The sequence below is a fragment of the Streptomyces sp. NPDC093089 genome (assembly GCF_044754405.1).
Taxonomy (GTDB): domain Bacteria; phylum Actinomycetota; class Actinomycetes; order Streptomycetales; family Streptomycetaceae; genus Streptomyces.
Genome location: NZ_JBIVPA010000010.1, coordinates 252,325 through 268,445, shown reverse-complemented (window position 1 = coordinate 268,445; position 16,121 = coordinate 252,325). Strand labels below are relative to the sequence as shown.

Genomic DNA, 16,121 nt, shown 5'->3' with positions numbered 1-16,121 from the left:
AGCCACCGGGCCCGCAGCCGTCGGGGCCGCGCCCGCCCGTCCTGGCCCCCCACGCCCCTGGCGGACGATTGCCCACAACGGGGTGGGCGCAGGCCGGGGTGGGCGTGGTGCGGGGGGTGGCCCGACGGGCCGGCGCGGGTCGGTGGGTGGGGGAGGAGCGCGGGGCGGTGTCTTCCCGGACCGCCGCCACCGCAGAGGCCCCGGCCGGAGGTCCCCCGCGGCGGCCTCCGGTCCGGGGCGCACGTACGTCCGCGTCCGACGCGAGGAGAGGGACCGTCATGCTGGACCACTTGATCAAGGGCGCCACCGTCGTCGACGGCACGGGCGGCCCGGCCTTCGTCGCCGACGTGGGGATAAAGGACGGGCGCATCACGTTCGCGGAGGCGGGCGCGGGCGCGGAGGCCCGGACGAGCGAGGACGCCACGGGCCTCGTGCTCGCGCCGGGCTTCGTCGACCCGCACACGCACTACGACGCCCAGCTGTTCTGGGACCCGTACGCGACGCCGTCGATGAACCACGGGGTGACGACGGTGGCGGGCGGGAACTGCGGGTTCACGCTGGCGCCGCTGCACCCGGACCGGCCGGAGGACGCCGACTACACCCGCAGGATGATGTCGAAGGTCGAGGGGATGGCCCTCAAGGCCCTGGAGGACGGCGTCGACTGGAGTTGGTCGTCGTTCGCCGAGTACCTGGACGCGCTGGACGGGCGGATCGCCGTCAACGCGGGCTTCATGGTGGGGCACTGCGCGCTGCGCCGGTACGTGATGGGTGCGGACGCCGTCGGCGGGCAGCCGACCGCCGAGCAGTTGGGGCAGATGGTGGCCCTCCTCAAGGAGGCCATGGAGGCGGGGGCGTGGGGGTTGTCCACCACGCAGTCCTCGACGCACTCCGACGGCGCCGGCGCGCCCGTCGCGTCCCGTCATGCCACGCCCGCGGAGCTGATCGCGCTGTCGCGGGCGGTGGGCGAGCACGAGGGCACGCAGCTGGAGGCGATCCTCGCGGGGTGCCTCGACCAGTTCTCGGACGAGGAGATCGAGCTGTTCGTCGAGATGACGGCCGCCGCGGGGCGGCCGCTCAACTGGAACGTGCTGACGATCGACGCGGCCGTGCCCGAGCGGGTCCCGCGCCAGCTGACGGCCTCGGAGCGGGCCCGCAAGTCCGGCGGCCGGATCGTGGCGCTGACGATGCCGATCCTCACGCCCATGAACATGTCGCTCGGCACGTTCTGCGCGCTCAACCTGATCCCGGGCTGGGGCGAGGTCCTCGGCCTCCCCGTCCCCGAGCGGATCGCGAAGCTCCGCGACCCGGAGGTGCGGGCGGGGATGCTGCGGCGCGCGGACTCGAGGGAGGCGGGCGTCTTCCGGCGGCTGGCGCACTTCGACCGGTACGTCATCGGGGACACGTACAGCAGGGAGAACGAGGGGCTGACCGGCCGGGTGGTGCGGGACGTCGCCGCCGAGCGCGGGCAGGACGCGTTCCAGTGCCTGGTCGAGATCTGCGCCAACGACGACCTGAGGACCGTGCTGTGGCCGATGCCCAGCGACAACGACCCGGCGTCGTGGGCGCTGCGCCGGGAGACGTGGGAGCACGAGGACGTGATGCTCGGCGGTTCGGACGCCGGCGCGCACCTGGACCGGATGTGCGGGGCGCCGTACACGACCCGTTTCCTCGGGGACTGCCTGCGCGGCCGGAAGCTGGTGCCGTTGGAGCGGGCGGTGAAGATGCTCAGCGACGATCCGGCCCGCCTGTTCGGCCTGCGGGAGCGGGGCCGTGTAGCGGAGGGCTTCCACGCCGACCTGGTCCTCTTCGATCCGGAGCGGATCGACGCGGGCCCGGCGACGCTCGTGCACGACCTGCCGGGGGACAGCCCGCGGCTCGACTCGCGCGCGGTCGGCATCGTGTCGGTGCGGGTCAACGGCGTGGAGACCGTACGGGACGACGAGGTGACCGGCGCGATCCCCGGGCGCGTGCTGCGCTCGGGCCGTGACACGAGGACGGTGAGCACCAAGTGACGACGGGGACGGTGGGGACCGGGAAGGCGGGGCCCCGGACGGTGGGGACCGAGGCGGCGGGGGCCGGGAAGGCGGGGCGGCGGACGTGACGACGGGGAGCGCGAGCACGGGACCGGGGAGCGCCCGGCCCGGAGAGGTGCGGACGGAGCGGCTCTTCATCGGCGGTGAGTGGGTCGAGCCGGACGGCGGGCACTACGAGGTGATCGACCCGGCGTCGGAGGAGGTCGTCGGCCTGGCGCCGGAGGCGAGCCGCAGGCAGGTGTACGAGGCGGCCGCCGCGGCCCGCGAGGCCTTCGCGTCCTGGTCCCGGACGAAGCCGGAGGAGCGGGCGGCGATCCTGGACCGGGCCGCGGACCTGATGGCGAGGGACGCCGAGGCGAACACGCTCCTGGCGCGCGCCGAGACCGGTGCCACCACCGGCACGGCCCGCGGGATGCAGGTCGCGGTGGGCGCGTCGCGCTTCCGGCGGTACGCGCGGGGCGCGATGGAGCCGGTCGAGCAGGCGCTGCCGCCGCAGATCAACGAGGCCGGGCCGATGGGGAGGGCCGGGGTGTTCGGGGCGGTGGCGGTGCGGCGTCCGGTCGGCGTGGTCACCTGCATCACCTCGTACAACAACCCCTGGGCCAATCCGGCCGGCAAGATCGCCCCGGCGCTCGCGATGGGCAACACGGTCCTCGTGAAGCCGGCCCCGCAGGACCCGCTCTCCGTGTACGCGATGACCCGCGCCCTGGCGGAGGCCGGGGTCCCGGCGGGGGTCGTGAACGTCGTCACCGGTTCGGCGCGGGCGGTGGGCGAGGCGGCCGTCGACTCCCCGGACGTCGACATGGTGTCGTTCACCGGCTCCACGGCCGTCGGGCAGGCGATCGGCGAGGTGTGCGGCCGCTCGCTCAAGCGGCAGCTGATGGAGCTGGGCGGGAAGGGCGCCGCGCTCGTCTTCGACGACGCCGACCTGGACGCGGCGGTGATGGGCATCGGGACGACGTTCGCCTTCTACAGCGGGCAGATCTGCACCGCCCCGACACGGGTGCTCGCGCAGCGCGGGATCTACGAGCGGCTGATCGAGAAGCTGACCGGCTACCTGGCCTTCATGAAGGTGGGGGACCCGGCGGCGCAGGGCACGGTCGTCGGCCCGGTGATCTCGGCGGCCCACCGCGACCGGGTGGAGTCGTACGTCGAGCTGGGGCGGAAGGAGGGGGCCCGGGTCGTCGCCGGCGGCGAGCGCCCCGACTTCGCCCGGGGCTTCTACGTGGCCCCGACGCTCCTCGCGGACTGTACGAACGGGATGCGGGTGGTGCGGGAGGAGATCTTCGGCCCGGTCGTCGTGGTCGTCCCCTTCGACGACGAGGAGGAGGGGATCGCGCTGGCCAACGACAGCGACTACGGACTGATCGACTACGTGTGGTCCGGCGACGTCGCCCGCGCTTTCCGCATCGCGGCCCGGCTGCGGGCCGGCGGGGTGGGCGTGAACACGATCGGACGGAACATGGAGGCACCGTTCGGGGGGTTCAAGAAGAGCGGTGTCGGGCGGGACGTGGGCTCGTACGCCCTGCACGCGTACAGCGAGCTGCAGGCGGTCGTCTGGCCGGGCTGACGACCGGCTGACGACCGGCCTACGACCGGCCGGCGGCCGGGTGGCGACCGGCCGTCCCGCCGGGGTGAGGAGCCTCTCGAAAGTTCCACGGGAAAATTTCAAACCCGACATTCGGGGCATGGCTGCGGTTCCCGTATATCGGACACGCGGCGACGGACCTACCAGTTGGTCGGTCCGTCGCAGTGGTCGATCTTTCAATCATTGGCGACGATCCGCTTCGACCCGCCCAATGCAAGGCGATGATCGATCAAATGAGCGGACTCCGGTCCTCCGGATATGGAAACCGCAGCATTTAACGTCGAGTTCATGACTCAGGTGGATGACCGGCCCCAGGCCGGGGACACGGTAAGGGGCGTCGACGTCCCGGGCGGCACCCCCGCTGTGCGCACCAAGGGCCTCGGCGGAAACTCCGTCGGCCTCCTCGGCAGCGCCGTCATCGGCATCTCGACCGTCGCCCCCGTCTACTGCCTGACCTCCACCCTCGGCTCCACGGCCGGCGAGGTCGGCCTGCAGATGCCCGCCATCTTCCTCGCGGGCTTCCTCCCGATGCTCCTCGTCGCCTTCGCGTACCGGGAGCTCAACAAGGTCATGCCCGACTGCGGCACCTCGTTCACCTGGACCGTGAAGGCCTTCGGGCCCAAGATCGGCTGGATGTGCGGCTGGGGCCTCGTCATCGCGACGATCATCGTGCTGTCCAACCTGGCCGGCGTCGCGACCTCCTACTTCTGGCTCCTCGCGGGCGAGGTCACCGGCAGCGACTCCGTCGCCGCCCTGGACGACAACAAGGCCGTCCACATCCTCACCTGCCTCGCGCTCATCGCCGTCGCCACCGCGATCAGCTACCGCGGCATGACCGCCACCAAGGGCCTCCAGTACGCCCTCGTCGGCCTCCAGCTCGTCGTCCTCGCGCTGTTCGTGGTGATGGCCCTGTCGAAGGCCGGCTCCTTCGAGACCTCGGTCGACTTCTCCTGGTCCTGGATGAACCCCTTCGCGGTGCAGTCCTTCGCGGCCTTCACCGCCGGACTCTCGCTGTCGATCTTCATGTACTGGGGCTGGGACGCCTGCATGGCGTCCAACGAGGAGACCACCGGCAGCGCCAAGACCCCCGGCCGCGCCGCGCTCATCGCGATGGTCGTCCTGGTCGGCTCGTACCTCGCCACCGGCATCGCCGCCCAGATGGTCGTGGGCTCCGGCGACCAGGGACTCGGCCTCGCCAACCCGGAGACCTCCGACAACGTCTTCGCCGCCCTCGCGGGCCCCGTCATGGGCCCCACGCTCGGCGTCCTGCTCTTCGTCGCCGTCCTCGCCTCGGCGGCCGCGAGCCTCCAGACGACCTTCATCCCGGTCGCCCGCACGGTGCTCGCGATGTCCACGTACGAGGCGCTGCCGAAGTCCTTCACCAAGGTCCACCCGGTCTTCAAGACCCCCGGCAAGGCCACCGTCGTCGCCGGCGTCGCCACCGGTGCCTTCTACACCGTGATGACCCTGGTCAGCGAGCACGTCCTGGTCGACACCATCTACGCGCTCGGCCTGATGATCTGCTTCTACTACGCCCTGACGGCCTTCGCCTGCGTCTGGTACTTCCGCGGCGAGCTCTTCCGCTCGGCCCGCGACCTCGCCTTCAAGGGCCTCCTGCCGGCGCTCGGCGGCCTCATGCTCACCGCCGTCTTCGGCAAGACGCTGTACGACATGTGGGACCCGGCCTACGGCTCCGGCTCCTCCGTCCTCGGCGTCGGCTCGGTCTTCGTGATCGCCGTCGGCCTGCTGCTCCTCGGCGTCGTGATCATGCTGGTCATGCAGCGCAGGAGCCCGGCCTTCTTCCGCGGCGAGGTCCTGACGAAGGAGACCCCGTCGCTCGTCGTCGCCGACTGACGGCGCGGCACCGGCCGGCTTCCGAGTCACCCGAACCGGCTTCCGAGTCACCCGAAAACGCGAAGGCGGCGGGCCCGTGGGGGGTCCCGTCGCCTTCGTTCGTACGTACTCGCGTAGTGCTGCCGCCGCTGTCGCCGCGGCTGTGGCCGTCCCTCAGTGGTGACCGGGAAGCAGCCGTTCCACCGCCGCGTTGGCGGGCGGCAGGTCGGGGGTGCCGGCCGGCTTCGCCTTGGGGGTCAGGACGCCGCTGAGCGGGACGACGGACGGCAGGTTCACCCCGCCGGTGTCGGCGGCGGCGGTACCGGCGGCGGAGACGGCGCCCGCCGCGGCGAGACAGGACAGGGCGGCTGCGGTGAGGATCCTCTTCATGACCGCACCAACGCGGACGCCCTGGATCCGGTTACTGTCGCGGCGCGACCTACCAGGACTGGCCGGCCGGCTGCCTGGTCGTCGCGTTGAGCCGGTTGAAGAGGTTCGTGACCCCGAGCCACGCCACGATCTGGGCGAGCTGCTGCTCGTTGTAGTGGCGCGCGGCCTCCTCCCACACCGCGTCCGGCACGGCGTCCGGACGGTCCGCGAGCCGCGTCGCGTGCTCGGCGAGGGCCAGGGCCGCCCGCTCCGCGTCGGTGAAGTACGGGGTCTCCCGCCACGCCGCCACGGCGTGCAGCCGCTCGTCGGTCTCGCCGTCCTTCTGCGCCTTCTGCGCTCCGCCGACCACGCAGAACCCGCAGTTGTTGATCTGGCTGGCCCGCAGGTGGATCAGGTCCAGCGTGCTGGCCGGGACGTCGCTGCCCGACTGGACGGCCTTGATCAGCTGGAAGATCGCGGGGCCGACGTCGGACAGGACGACGGCGGGGTTCGGCATACGAGCGGCCATGGTGAGCTCCTTGGAATGCGTGGAAATACGTGGGAAGTGGAGATGCGCGGGAAGCGGGAATGCGCGGGAACGCGTGGGGGGTACGGCTACGAGGTGCGGAGTGCGGGGAAGTGGCGCCGGTCGGTCACGGGGCCGCGGGGGCCACGCCGCCCGGCTGCCGGACGGTGACGTTGAGCCGGTTGAAGAGGTTGGTGACGCCGACGGTCAGCACGATCGAGGCGAGCTGCTTCTCGTCGAAGTGGTCGGCGGCCTCGTCCCAGACCTCGTCCGGCACGGCGTCCGAGACGTCGGCGAGTCGGGTCGCGGCCTCGGCGAGCGCGAGCGCCGCGCGCTCCTCGTCGGAGAAGAACGGCGCCTCGCGCCAGGCGGCGACGGCGAACAGCTTCTCGTCGCTGACGCCGGCCTTCTTGGCGCTCTTGGCACCGAAGTCGACGCAGAAGCCGCAGTTGTTGATCTGGCTGGCCCGCAGGTGCACGAGTTCGAGGAGGGACTCGTCGACCCCGCCCTGCCGGGAGGCCTTCACCAAGTTCATGATCGCCGGAGCGGCGTCGGCCAGGACGTAGGCGGGGTTCGTCATGCGGGCCTTGGGCTCGTGCAGCGCCATGGTGATCGCTCCTCAGCGTCTCTCGTTCGTCGCTTTCACTGCACTGACGGAGCGCGCGAGGAGGATGTGACAGCTCGGGAGAACTTTTTCCGAAGAAATTTTTCCCGAGCCGGTCACAAGGCTCTGACCTGCACTTACGTCGACGAAGTCGAAGCCGGAGTCGTCCCCGGCTCTCCCTCCGCCTCCTGCTCCTGCTCCTCCTCCGCCTCCGCGATGAGGGCGGTGGCGATGGTGCGGAAGCCCAGCCGGCCGTAGATCCGGGCCACGTCCGCGTCCGAGGCCGACAGGAACACGAGGTCCGTGCCGTGGGCGCGGGCGTCCGCGACCAGGGCGGCCGTGACCGCGAGGCCGAGGCCGCGTCGCCGCGCCGCCGGCACGGTGCCGACGCCGACGACCTCGGAGACCGGGCCGACGGGCTGGTGCTGGCCGGCCGAGAGGGCGCGGCCCGAGGGGTCGAGGGCCGCGGCGAGCCGGGTCAGCCCGGCCGCGATCCGGTCGGCGACCCGGTCGGCGGCGCCGGGCATCGGCGACATGCCGAAGGCCGCGAACGGGGCGGCGACGGCCGTCTCCAGGGCGGTGTCGTCCGCGCCGACCATCCGTACGGTCACGCCCTCGGGCGCCGGCACGGCGAGCCCGTCGCCCTCCAGGACCATCAGCGGGTGCTCGTGCACCGTCAGCCCGGTCGCCTCGACGGCGGCCCGCAGCCCCGGCGTCGTCTCCGCCACCCACTCGAACGCCTCGGGCACCCCCAGCTCCCGCTGCCGCGCCCGTACGGCCTCCACCGCCTCGACGGCCACCTCGCCCTCGTGCCCGAGCGTGGGGCGCGCGTAGTAGGGCCACCCGTCGCCCGACTGGACGAAGAGGGTGAGCGGCCCGAAGTCCTCGGCGCGGGAGGAGGGGCGGGTGACGGCGTCGTAGTACGCCTCGATTCGCTTCAGCACCCGGTCACGGTAGGGGGCGGGAGCGGAACGCGCAGGCGGATTTCGGGTGGACCGGCGGGAACCGAGCGATGGCATGAGCCCGTCACGAAGAGCAGGGGAAAGAAGGGAAGAGGGGGAACCGTGAGCCGTACGACGCACACCTGCCCGGGCTGCGACCGCGAGGACCTGGTGCAGGCCGTGCCCGCCGTGTACCTCGCGGGCCGGAACGCCGTCACCAGCCGGGAACGCGACAGCGACGGCGACATGCGGACCGTGACCCGGACGGTGAGCACCGGCCTCTCCGACGCCCTCGCACCGGTGCCCGAGCCGCCGACGTACGCGATCGGCTGCCTCGGCCTCCTCGCCGCGGTCGTCTCCGTCGGCACCTTCGTGGGCGGCGCCCTCGCCGGCAAGTGGTTCGCGGACGAGCCCGCGACCGAGCCCTCGGGACTTCCCGACTGGCAGCTGGTGCCGCCGCCGGGCGTGTCCGCCGAACCCCCGCCGTCGTTCGCCTTCCTCGGCTGGATCTCGGCGCTCGCCCTGGTCGCCGCCGTCCTCGTCTTCACCGCGATGGCACGGCGCCGGTCCGCGTTCGCCCGGATCACCCGCCGCCGCCACCACGCCGAGGAACTCTGGTCGCGCGGCTGGTACTGCCACCGCTGCGGCACCGTCCACTTCGAGGGCGTCCCCGGCGAGGACCGCACCCCGCTCACCCTCCAGCGCTTCCGCGAGAAGGTCTGGGAACACGGCGGGTACGGCGACCTCGCGGCCCACCGGCGTGCCGTGGACCCGGCCCGCCCGTGACACCGGGGCGGTGCTCGGGTCCGTCCGTGACGCCCGGGTGGTGCCGGGGCGGCGCCCGGTCCGTCCGTGACGCCAAGCGTTTCGTGGTCCTCGTGACGCCCGGGTACCCGCCGCGCCGTGGTCCTCGTGACGCCCGGGTGGTGCCGGGGCGGCGCCCGGTCCGTCCGTGACGCCAAGGGCGCCGCGACCCTCGTGACGCCGCGTACCCGCCGCGCCGCGGTCCTCGTGACGTCCGGCACCCGGCACGTCGTGGCCCCCGGAACGACAGCACGTCACGGCCCTCGGAATTCGCGGCCGCACCCCCTACCGTGCCGCTATGCGGATCTCGACCACGATCTTCCTGACCGACGAGACCATCACCCCGGTACGGCTGGCGCGCGAGCTCGAAGAGCGCGGGTTCGCCGGGCTCTACCTGCCCGAGCACACCCACATCCCGGTCGAACGGGCCACGCCCTACCCGGCGGGCGGCGAACTGCCTCGGGAGTACGCCCGCCTGCTCGACCCGTACGTGGCGCTCGGCCAGGCCGCCGCCGTCACCGAACGGCTCGGTCTCGGCACCGGCGTCACGCTGCTCGCCGAGCACGACCCGATCGCCCTCGCCAAGCAGATCGCCACCCTCGACCACCTCTCCGGCGGCCGCTTCACCCTCGGCCTCGGCTACGGCTGGAACCGGGAGGAGGCGGCCGACCACGGCGTCGACTGGTCCACCCGCCGGGGCCTCACCCACGACCGGCTGGACCTCATGCGGGCCCTGTGGGCACCGGTTCCCACGGCGTACGAGGCCCCGTCCGGCGACTCCGTACGCGCGTCGGAGGTCTGGCCCAAGCCGGCCGGCGGCGCACCCCGCATCCTCCTGGGCGGCGCGGCGGGCCCCAAGCTCTTCGCCCGGATCGCCGAGGGCGCGGACGGCTGGATGCCGATCGGCGGCCGGGGCCTGACGGAGTCCCTCCCGGTGCTGCGCGCGGCCTGGGAGGAGGCCGGCCGCGACCCGAAGTCCCTCCAGCTCGTCCCGTACGCCGTCCTCCCCAACCCGGGCAAACTCGACCACTACGCCGAACTCGGCTGCGAGGAGGTCGTCCTCCAACTGCCGCCGGGGGACGAGCCCGAGGTCCTGCGCACCCTCGACGCGTACGCCCGGTACGTCTGATGGGGCGGGGTGGGGCGGGGTGGGGCGGCCGGCGGGCCGGGGGAGCGGACCGCTTCCTGGGGAGACTCGAACATCCACCGCCCCACCCGCTCGTATGCTCGGTTCATGACTGATCACCAGGCGGCCCGCCCGACCGAGAACGCCATGCGACGCGCCCTCAAGCGGGCCAGGGACGGGGTCGCGCTCGACGTGACCGAGGCCGCCGTGCTGCTGCGGGCACGCGGCGACGACCTGACGGACCTGGTGGCCTCCGCGGGACGGGTGCGCGACGCCGGCCTGGAGGCGGCCGGGCGGCCCGGAGTCATCACGTACTCGAAGAGCGTGTTCATACCCCTCACCCGGCTCTGCCGGGACAAGTGCCACTACTGCACCTTCGTGACCGTCCCCGGGAAGCTCCGCCGGGACGGCCACGGGATGTTCATGTCGCCGGACGAGGTCCTCGACATCGCCCGGCGCGGGGCGGAACTCGGCTGCAAGGAAGCCCTGATCACCCTCGGCGACAAGCCCGAGGACCGCTGGCCCGAGGCCCGCGAGTGGCTCGACGCGCACGGGTACGACGACACCATCGCGTACGTGCGCGCCATGGCGATCCGGATCCTGGAGGAGACGGGGCTGCTGCCCCACCTCAACCCCGGCGTGCTGTCCTGGACCGACTTCCAGCGCCTCAAGCCGGTCGCGCCGTCCATGGGCATGATGCTGGAGACGACCGCGACCCGGCTGTGGTCGGAACCCGGCGGCCCCCACCACGGGTCCCCCGACAAGGAGCCGGCGGTGCGGCTTCGGGTCCTGGAGGACGCAGGCCGGTCCTCCGTCCCCTTCACCTCGGGGCTGCTGCTCGGCATCGGGGAGACCCTGGAGGAGCGGGCCGAGTCGCTGTTCGCGCTGCGGCGCGTGGCCCGCGCGTACCACTCGATCCAGGAACTGATCATCCAGAACTTCCGCGCCAAGCCCGACACGGCGATGCGCGGCATGCCCGACGCCGAACTCGACGACCTGGTCGCCACCGTCGCCGTCGCCCGGCTCATCATGGGACCCTCCGCCTGCCTCCAGGCCCCGCCGAACCTCGTCGACTCCGAGTACGAGCGGCTCATCGCCGCCGGCATCGACGACTGGGGCGGCGTCTCGCCGCTCACCATCGACCACGTCAACCCCGAGCGCCCCTGGCCCAGGATCGAGGAGCTCGCCGCCCGGTCCGCCGGCGCCGGCTTCACGCTGCGCGAACGGCTCTGCGTCTACCCCGAGTTCGTCACCCGGGGCGAACCCTGGCTCGACCCCCGGCTCCTCCCGCACGTACGGGCCCTCGCCGACCCCGACACCGGCCTCGCGAACCCCGACGCGCCCGTGCGCGGCCTGCCCTGGCAGGAGCCCGACGAGGCGTTCACCGCCGCCGGCCGCACCGACCTGCACCGCACCATCGACACCACCGGCCGCACCCACGACCGCCGCGACGACTTCGACGAGGTCTACGGCGACTGGGAGTCGCTGCGCGAGGCCGCCGCACCCGGCATGGTCCCCGAACGGGTCGACGCCGACGTCCGCGAGGCCCTCGCCGTCGCCGCCGACGACCCGACGAAGCTCACCGACGCCCAGGCTCTCGCCCTGCTCCACGCCGACGGGCCCGCCCTCGACGCGCTCTGCGCGGTCGCCGACGACGTACGGAAGTCGGTCTCCGGCGACGACGTGACGTACATCGTCACCCGGAACATCAACTTCACCAACGTCTGCTACACCGGCTGCCGCTTCTGCGCCTTCGCCCAGCGGCGCACCGACGCCGACGCCTACACCCTCTCCCTCGACCAGGTCGCCGACCGCGCCGAACAGGCCTGGGACGTCGGCGCCGTCGAAGTCTGCATGCAGGGCGGCATCCACCCCGACCTCCCCGGCACCGCCTACTTCGACATCGCGCGCGCGGTGAAGAAGCGCGTCCCCGGCATGCACATCCACGCCTTCTCCCCGATGGAGGTCGTCAACGGCGCCACCCGCACCGGCCTGTCCATCCGCGAATGGCTCACGGCGGCGAAGGAGGCCGGACTCGACTCCATCCCCGGCACCGCCGCCGAGATCCTCGACGACGAGGTCCGCTGGGTCCTCACCAAGGGCAAGCTCCCCACCGCCACCTGGATCGAGGTCATCACCACCGCCCACGAACTGGGCATCCGCTCCTCCTCCACCATGATGTACGGCCACGTCGACCAGCCCCGCCACTGGCTCGGCCACTTCCGCACCCTCTCCCGCATCCAGCAGGAGACCGGGGGCTTCACCGAGTTCGTGACGCTCCCCTTCATCCACACGAACGCCCCCGTCTACCTCGCCGGCATCGCCCGCCCCGGCCCCACCACCCGCGACAACCGCGCCGTCATCGCCATGGCCCGCCTCCTCCTCCACCCCCACATCCCCAACATCCAGACCAGCTGGGTCAAGCTCGGCACCGACGGTGCCGCCGAGATGCTCCGCTCCGGCGCCAACGACCTCGGCGGCACCCTCATGGAAGAGACCATCTCCCGCATGGCCGGCTCCAGTTACGGCTCCTACCGCTCCATCCGCGACCTCGAGGCCATCGCCGCGGCCGCCGGGCGTCCCGCCAAGCCCCGCACCACCCTCTACGGTCCCGTCCCCGCCGAACGCCAACACACCGCCCGCGCCTCCGACGGCCACCTCCCCACCCTCCTCCCCCTGACCCAGCCCTGACCCGGGGCCGTCCCCCCCGCCCACCCCTGTCCGGCCCGGCTGGGCCTGGCCCACCCCGTTGCGGCACATCGGACGGCGCGCTCCGGTCCACCCGTGTCGTGGGCAATCGTCCGCCAGGGGTGTGGGGGTCCCCCCGGACGGAGTCCGGGGGAGGGTGGGCACAACGGACGGTGCCCGTTGCCGGGCCTAGGCTTTCGCGCCCGAACCCGCACCCGGTGCACGGCTCACTACCGGTGCGGGTCCAGGGCACAGGGGCGGGGGCGCTGCCGAGGGCGCCGTCCCGTGTGCCCACCCTCCCCCGGACTCCGTCCGGGGGGACCCCCACGCCCCAGCGGGACGATCGCCCACACGAAGGTGAACCGGCGGCCGGCGCGCGGGCCCACACGGAGGCGGGCCGGGGGCGGCGGGCGCGGGCCCACACGGCGGCGGGCCCGGGCCGGCCCGCGGGCCCCACGGGGGTGCGGGCCCACACGGCGGGCCCGCACCTGCATGAGGCAGGCGTGGGCCCGCACCCCCCGCCCCCGCGCCAGCGGCAAGGCGGTCAAAAGGGGTCCGAAGGGCGTCCGATCACATAAGGTTCCGGCCCGGAATCGCGCGTACCCGGTCGATTACAGTGCGGCAAAGGAACTTGGCCAGCGAACCGCCGACCGGGGGAGGGCACACGTGGCGACGACAGCCGCAGCCGTGTGGGGCCGTGCAGAACAGCAGGACTTCCGTTCCCGGGTGCGGGGCTGTCTGCTGGGCGGGGCGGTGGGCGACGCACTGGGCGCGGGCACCGCGAAGACCCCCGGACCTGACGGACTCGCGAAGCCGTCGGCCGAACAAACAGCCGCACCGACCACCACGCCGGCCACCGCCCCGATGCTCCCCCCGACAACCACCTCCACCCCCACCTCCACCCCCCGCGGCACCGTCACCGCCGCGACCCAGATGACCCTCTTCACGGTGGACGGCCTGATCCGGGCGCAGGTGCGCAGGGACACGGGTGCCTGGCATCCGCCGACGGACGTGCACCGGGCGCATCTGCGCTGGGCGGCGACGCAGCGCGACTGGGGGCCGGACGAACGTCGCAAGGACAACGGGTGGCTGGCCCGGGAGGAGTGGTTGTACGCGCGGAGGAACCCGCCCCGCGCCTGCCTCACGGGCCTCGGTGACGAGCGCCTGGGGACGGTGGACAGGCCGAAGAACCCGGACGCCGCCGATGCGGGCGCGTTGGTGCGTTCGGCGCCGTTCGGGCTGTTGGTGGGGTGGGAGCCGCAGTTGGTGTGCCAGTTGGCCGTGGAGTGTGCGGCGCAGACGCACGGCGCTCCGGCGGCGATGCTGGCGGCGGGCGCGTTCGCCGTCACGGTCCACGGGTTGGCGCGGGGTGCTTCGTTGGAGGCTGCGGTGGCCAGGGCCGTGGAGCTGGTGGCGGTGCGCCCGGGGCACGAGCCGGTGACCGAGGCGTTGGGCCGTGCGGTCGGAGCCGTACGGGAGGGGGTGCCGGACGCGGGGCGGGTGGCGGCGCTCGGGGCCGGTGGGGACGGGGCCGAGGGGCAGTTGGCGGCGGCCGTCTACTGCGCGCTGGTCGGCGAGGACGTACGGCACGGACTGCGGCTCGCGGTGGACCACGACGGTCCGTCGGCGGTGACAGGCGCGCTCACGGGCGCGCTGCTGGGTGCCCTGCACGGCGAGACGGCCCTCCCGCCGGCCTGGCTGGCCGAACTGGAGGGCCGTGCGACCGTCCTCGCCCTCGCGGACGACTTCTCGATGGAGATGACGCAGGGCGCCGCCCTGCACGGCCCCAAGGAGTCCTCCCCGGGCTGGCTGTCCCGCTATCCGAGGGCCTGACGAAGCCGCCGCGGTGCGGTACCGGCCCACTATCCGAGGGCCTGATCAAGCCGTCGCGACGCGGTCCCGCCCCACTCCCCGGAGGTCTTCCGCTAACCCATCGGCTCGTCGGTCCGCGGCCGGTCCGTCCGCTCGTCGCGTCCCTGCGCGGGGACGCCGGCCTCGGGGACGCCGACCGCGATGGCGCTGGCCGCGCCGCCGCCGCCGTCCGAGCCGATCCGGTCGAGGAGTGCGTCCCGCTCGGGGGTGTCCTCCGGCTTCGCGTAGCCGATGAGGACGTAGAGGACGAGGGAGGTGGCGAGGGGGGAGACGATCTGGATCTGGAGTTCGACGCCGTCGAGGCCGTAGTTGGTGAGCCAGAAGACGAAGAGGCCGGCGGCCCAGGAGACGAGGGCGGCGGTGGGGCCGGACTTCCGGAAGGTGCGGAGGAGGCCGAGCATGAAGGGGATGGCGATGGGGCCCATGAGGCCTGCCACCCACTTGATGACGACGGTGATGATGTCCTTGAAGGTGGGGGAGTTGACCTGGGTGGCGACGGCCATCGACAGGCCGAGGAAGGCGATCGTCGACCAGCGCGCGGCGAGCAGTCCGGCCCGCTGGGTCCAGCTCCGCGCGGCCTTGCTGAGGACGGGGGCGATGTCGCGGGTGAAGACGGCCGCGATGGCGTTGGCGTCGGAGGAGCACATGGCCATGGTGTGGGAGAAGAAGCCGACGACGACGAGGCCGAGGAGGCCGTGGGGCAGGAGCTGTTCGGTCATGAGGGCGTACGCGTCGGAGCCGTCGGGCTTCTTCGGGTCGACGAGCAGTGGCGCGCACCACATGGGGAAGAAGAGGACGAGCGGCCAGACGAACCAGAGGACGGCGGAGAGCCGGCCGGAGCGGGTGGCTTCGCGGGCGGACGGGGTGGCCATGTAGCGCTGGGCCTGGTTCCACATGCCGCCGCTGTACTCGAAGGTCTTGATGAAGAGGTAGGCGAGGAGGAAGGTCAGCGTGTAGGGGCCGGCCGTCGGCGCGGTGTGGCCCTGGAGTTCGGGCCGGTCCCACACGGTCCACAGGGCGCTGAACCCGCCGAGTTCGCCGAGGACGGCGACGAGCATCGCGATGCCGGCGAGGAACTGGATGACGAACTGGCCGAGTTCGGTGAGGGCGTCGGCCCAGAGTCCGCCGACGGTGCAGTAGACGCCGGTGACGACGCCGGTGATGAGGATGCCCTGGTTGAGGGAGATGCCGGTGAAGACGGAGAGCAGGGTGGCGATGGCGGCCCATTTGGCGCCGACGTCGACGATCTTCAGGAGGACGCCGGACCAGGCGAGGGCCTGCTGGGTGGGGAGGTTGTAGCGGTCCTTGAGGTATTCGAGGGGGGAGGCGACGCGGAGGCGGGAGCGCAGCCGGTTGAGGCGGGGCGCGAAGAGGTGGGCGCCGATCGCGATGCCGATGGCGATGGGGAAGGACCAGGTCACGTAGGAGGTGACGCCGTAGGTGTAGGCGATGCCCGCGTATCCGGTGAACATCACGGCGCTGTAGCCCGACATGTGGTGCGAGATGCCGGAGAGCCACCAGGGCATCCGGCCGCCGGCGGTGAAGAAGTCGGAGACCGTGTCCACGCGCTTGTGGGACCAGATCCCGATGGCGACCATCACGCCGAAGTACCCGATGAGCACGACCCAGTCGAGACTGTTCATTGCGCCCCTCCATGAGATCCGGTCAGACTTCTGAACGCGGTTCATCGTGTGGGGAGTTGTGAGGGCGCGACAATGCAACGGAGAGTCAAGGGAC

12 protein-coding genes are annotated in these 16,121 nt (G+C 72.7%); 7 read left to right on the top strand and 5 right to left on the bottom strand.

Annotated features, from left to right (window positions below):
- Window positions 1-278 precede the first annotated feature (278 nt).
- From ACIQFX_RS24575 to ACIQFX_RS24565, 3 genes are all read left to right on the top strand, one after another.
- Entirely contained in the window at window positions 279-2,012 is a 1,734-nt protein-coding gene (locus tag ACIQFX_RS24575; RefSeq protein ID WP_402467097.1) for an amidohydrolase family protein, read from the top strand.
- A gap of 136 nt (window positions 2,013-2,148) precedes the next feature.
- On the top strand, window positions 2,149-3,603 hold the full coding sequence (locus ACIQFX_RS24570; protein WP_402467416.1) for an aldehyde dehydrogenase family protein: 1,455 nt from the start codon (window positions 2,149-2,151) through the stop codon (window positions 3,601-3,603).
- A 306-nt stretch (window positions 3,604-3,909) separates the two neighbouring features.
- Entirely contained in the window at window positions 3,910-5,475 is a 1,566-nt protein-coding gene (locus ACIQFX_RS24565) for an APC family permease (protein ID WP_402467094.1), read from the top strand.
- 153 nt (window positions 5,476-5,628) lie between these two features.
- On the opposite strand, the gene ACIQFX_RS24560 is transcribed toward ACIQFX_RS24565, so the two are convergent.
- The 4 genes from ACIQFX_RS24560 to ACIQFX_RS24545 form a co-directional block, all read right to left on the bottom strand.
- Complete coding sequence (locus tag ACIQFX_RS24560; RefSeq protein WP_402467091.1) at window positions 5,629-5,844, bottom strand: hypothetical protein; 216 nt, start codon at window positions 5,842-5,844, stop codon at window positions 5,629-5,631.
- A 49-nt stretch (window positions 5,845-5,893) separates the two neighbouring features.
- Window positions 5,894-6,352, bottom strand: coding sequence for a carboxymuconolactone decarboxylase family protein (locus tag ACIQFX_RS24555; RefSeq protein ID WP_367824522.1), 459 nt, complete (start codon window positions 6,350-6,352; stop codon window positions 5,894-5,896).
- Between the two features lie 124 nt (window positions 6,353-6,476).
- Window positions 6,477-6,956, bottom strand: coding sequence for a carboxymuconolactone decarboxylase family protein (locus tag ACIQFX_RS24550; protein ID WP_402467089.1), 480 nt, complete (start codon window positions 6,954-6,956; stop codon window positions 6,477-6,479).
- A gap of 134 nt (window positions 6,957-7,090) precedes the next feature.
- On the bottom strand, window positions 7,091-7,897 hold the full coding sequence (locus tag ACIQFX_RS24545; RefSeq protein ID WP_402467087.1) for a GNAT family N-acetyltransferase: 807 nt from the start codon (window positions 7,895-7,897) through the stop codon (window positions 7,091-7,093).
- Between the two features lie 120 nt (window positions 7,898-8,017).
- On the opposite strand from ACIQFX_RS24545, the gene ACIQFX_RS24540 reads away from it, so the two are divergent.
- The 4 genes from ACIQFX_RS24540 (at window position 8,018) to ACIQFX_RS24525 (ending at window position 14,345) form a co-directional block, all read left to right on the top strand.
- Window positions 8,018-8,680: a hypothetical protein gene (locus ACIQFX_RS24540; protein ID WP_402467083.1), complete on the top strand. Its 663-nt coding sequence runs from the start codon at window positions 8,018-8,020 to the stop codon at window positions 8,678-8,680.
- Between the two features lie 316 nt (window positions 8,681-8,996).
- Entirely contained in the window at window positions 8,997-9,827 is an 831-nt protein-coding gene (locus ACIQFX_RS24535) for an LLM class F420-dependent oxidoreductase (protein ID WP_402467080.1), read from the top strand.
- Between the two features lie 105 nt (window positions 9,828-9,932).
- A complete protein-coding gene (locus ACIQFX_RS24530) occupies window positions 9,933-12,515 on the top strand; it encodes a bifunctional FO biosynthesis protein CofGH (RefSeq protein ID WP_402467077.1) in 2,583 nt (860 codons plus the stop codon).
- A gap of 663 nt (window positions 12,516-13,178) precedes the next feature.
- Window positions 13,179-14,345 (top strand): ADP-ribosylglycohydrolase family protein, encoded by a 1,167-nt coding sequence (locus tag ACIQFX_RS24525; RefSeq protein WP_402467074.1) that lies wholly within the window; start codon window positions 13,179-13,181, stop codon window positions 14,343-14,345.
- Window positions 14,346-14,437: 92 nt separating this feature from the next.
- Here the strand turns inward: ACIQFX_RS24525 and ACIQFX_RS24520 are convergent, their stop codons facing one another.
- Window positions 14,438-16,027 (bottom strand): sodium:solute symporter family protein, encoded by a 1,590-nt coding sequence (locus ACIQFX_RS24520; protein WP_402467072.1) that lies wholly within the window; start codon window positions 16,025-16,027, stop codon window positions 14,438-14,440.
- Window positions 16,028-16,121: the final 94 nt, after the last annotated feature.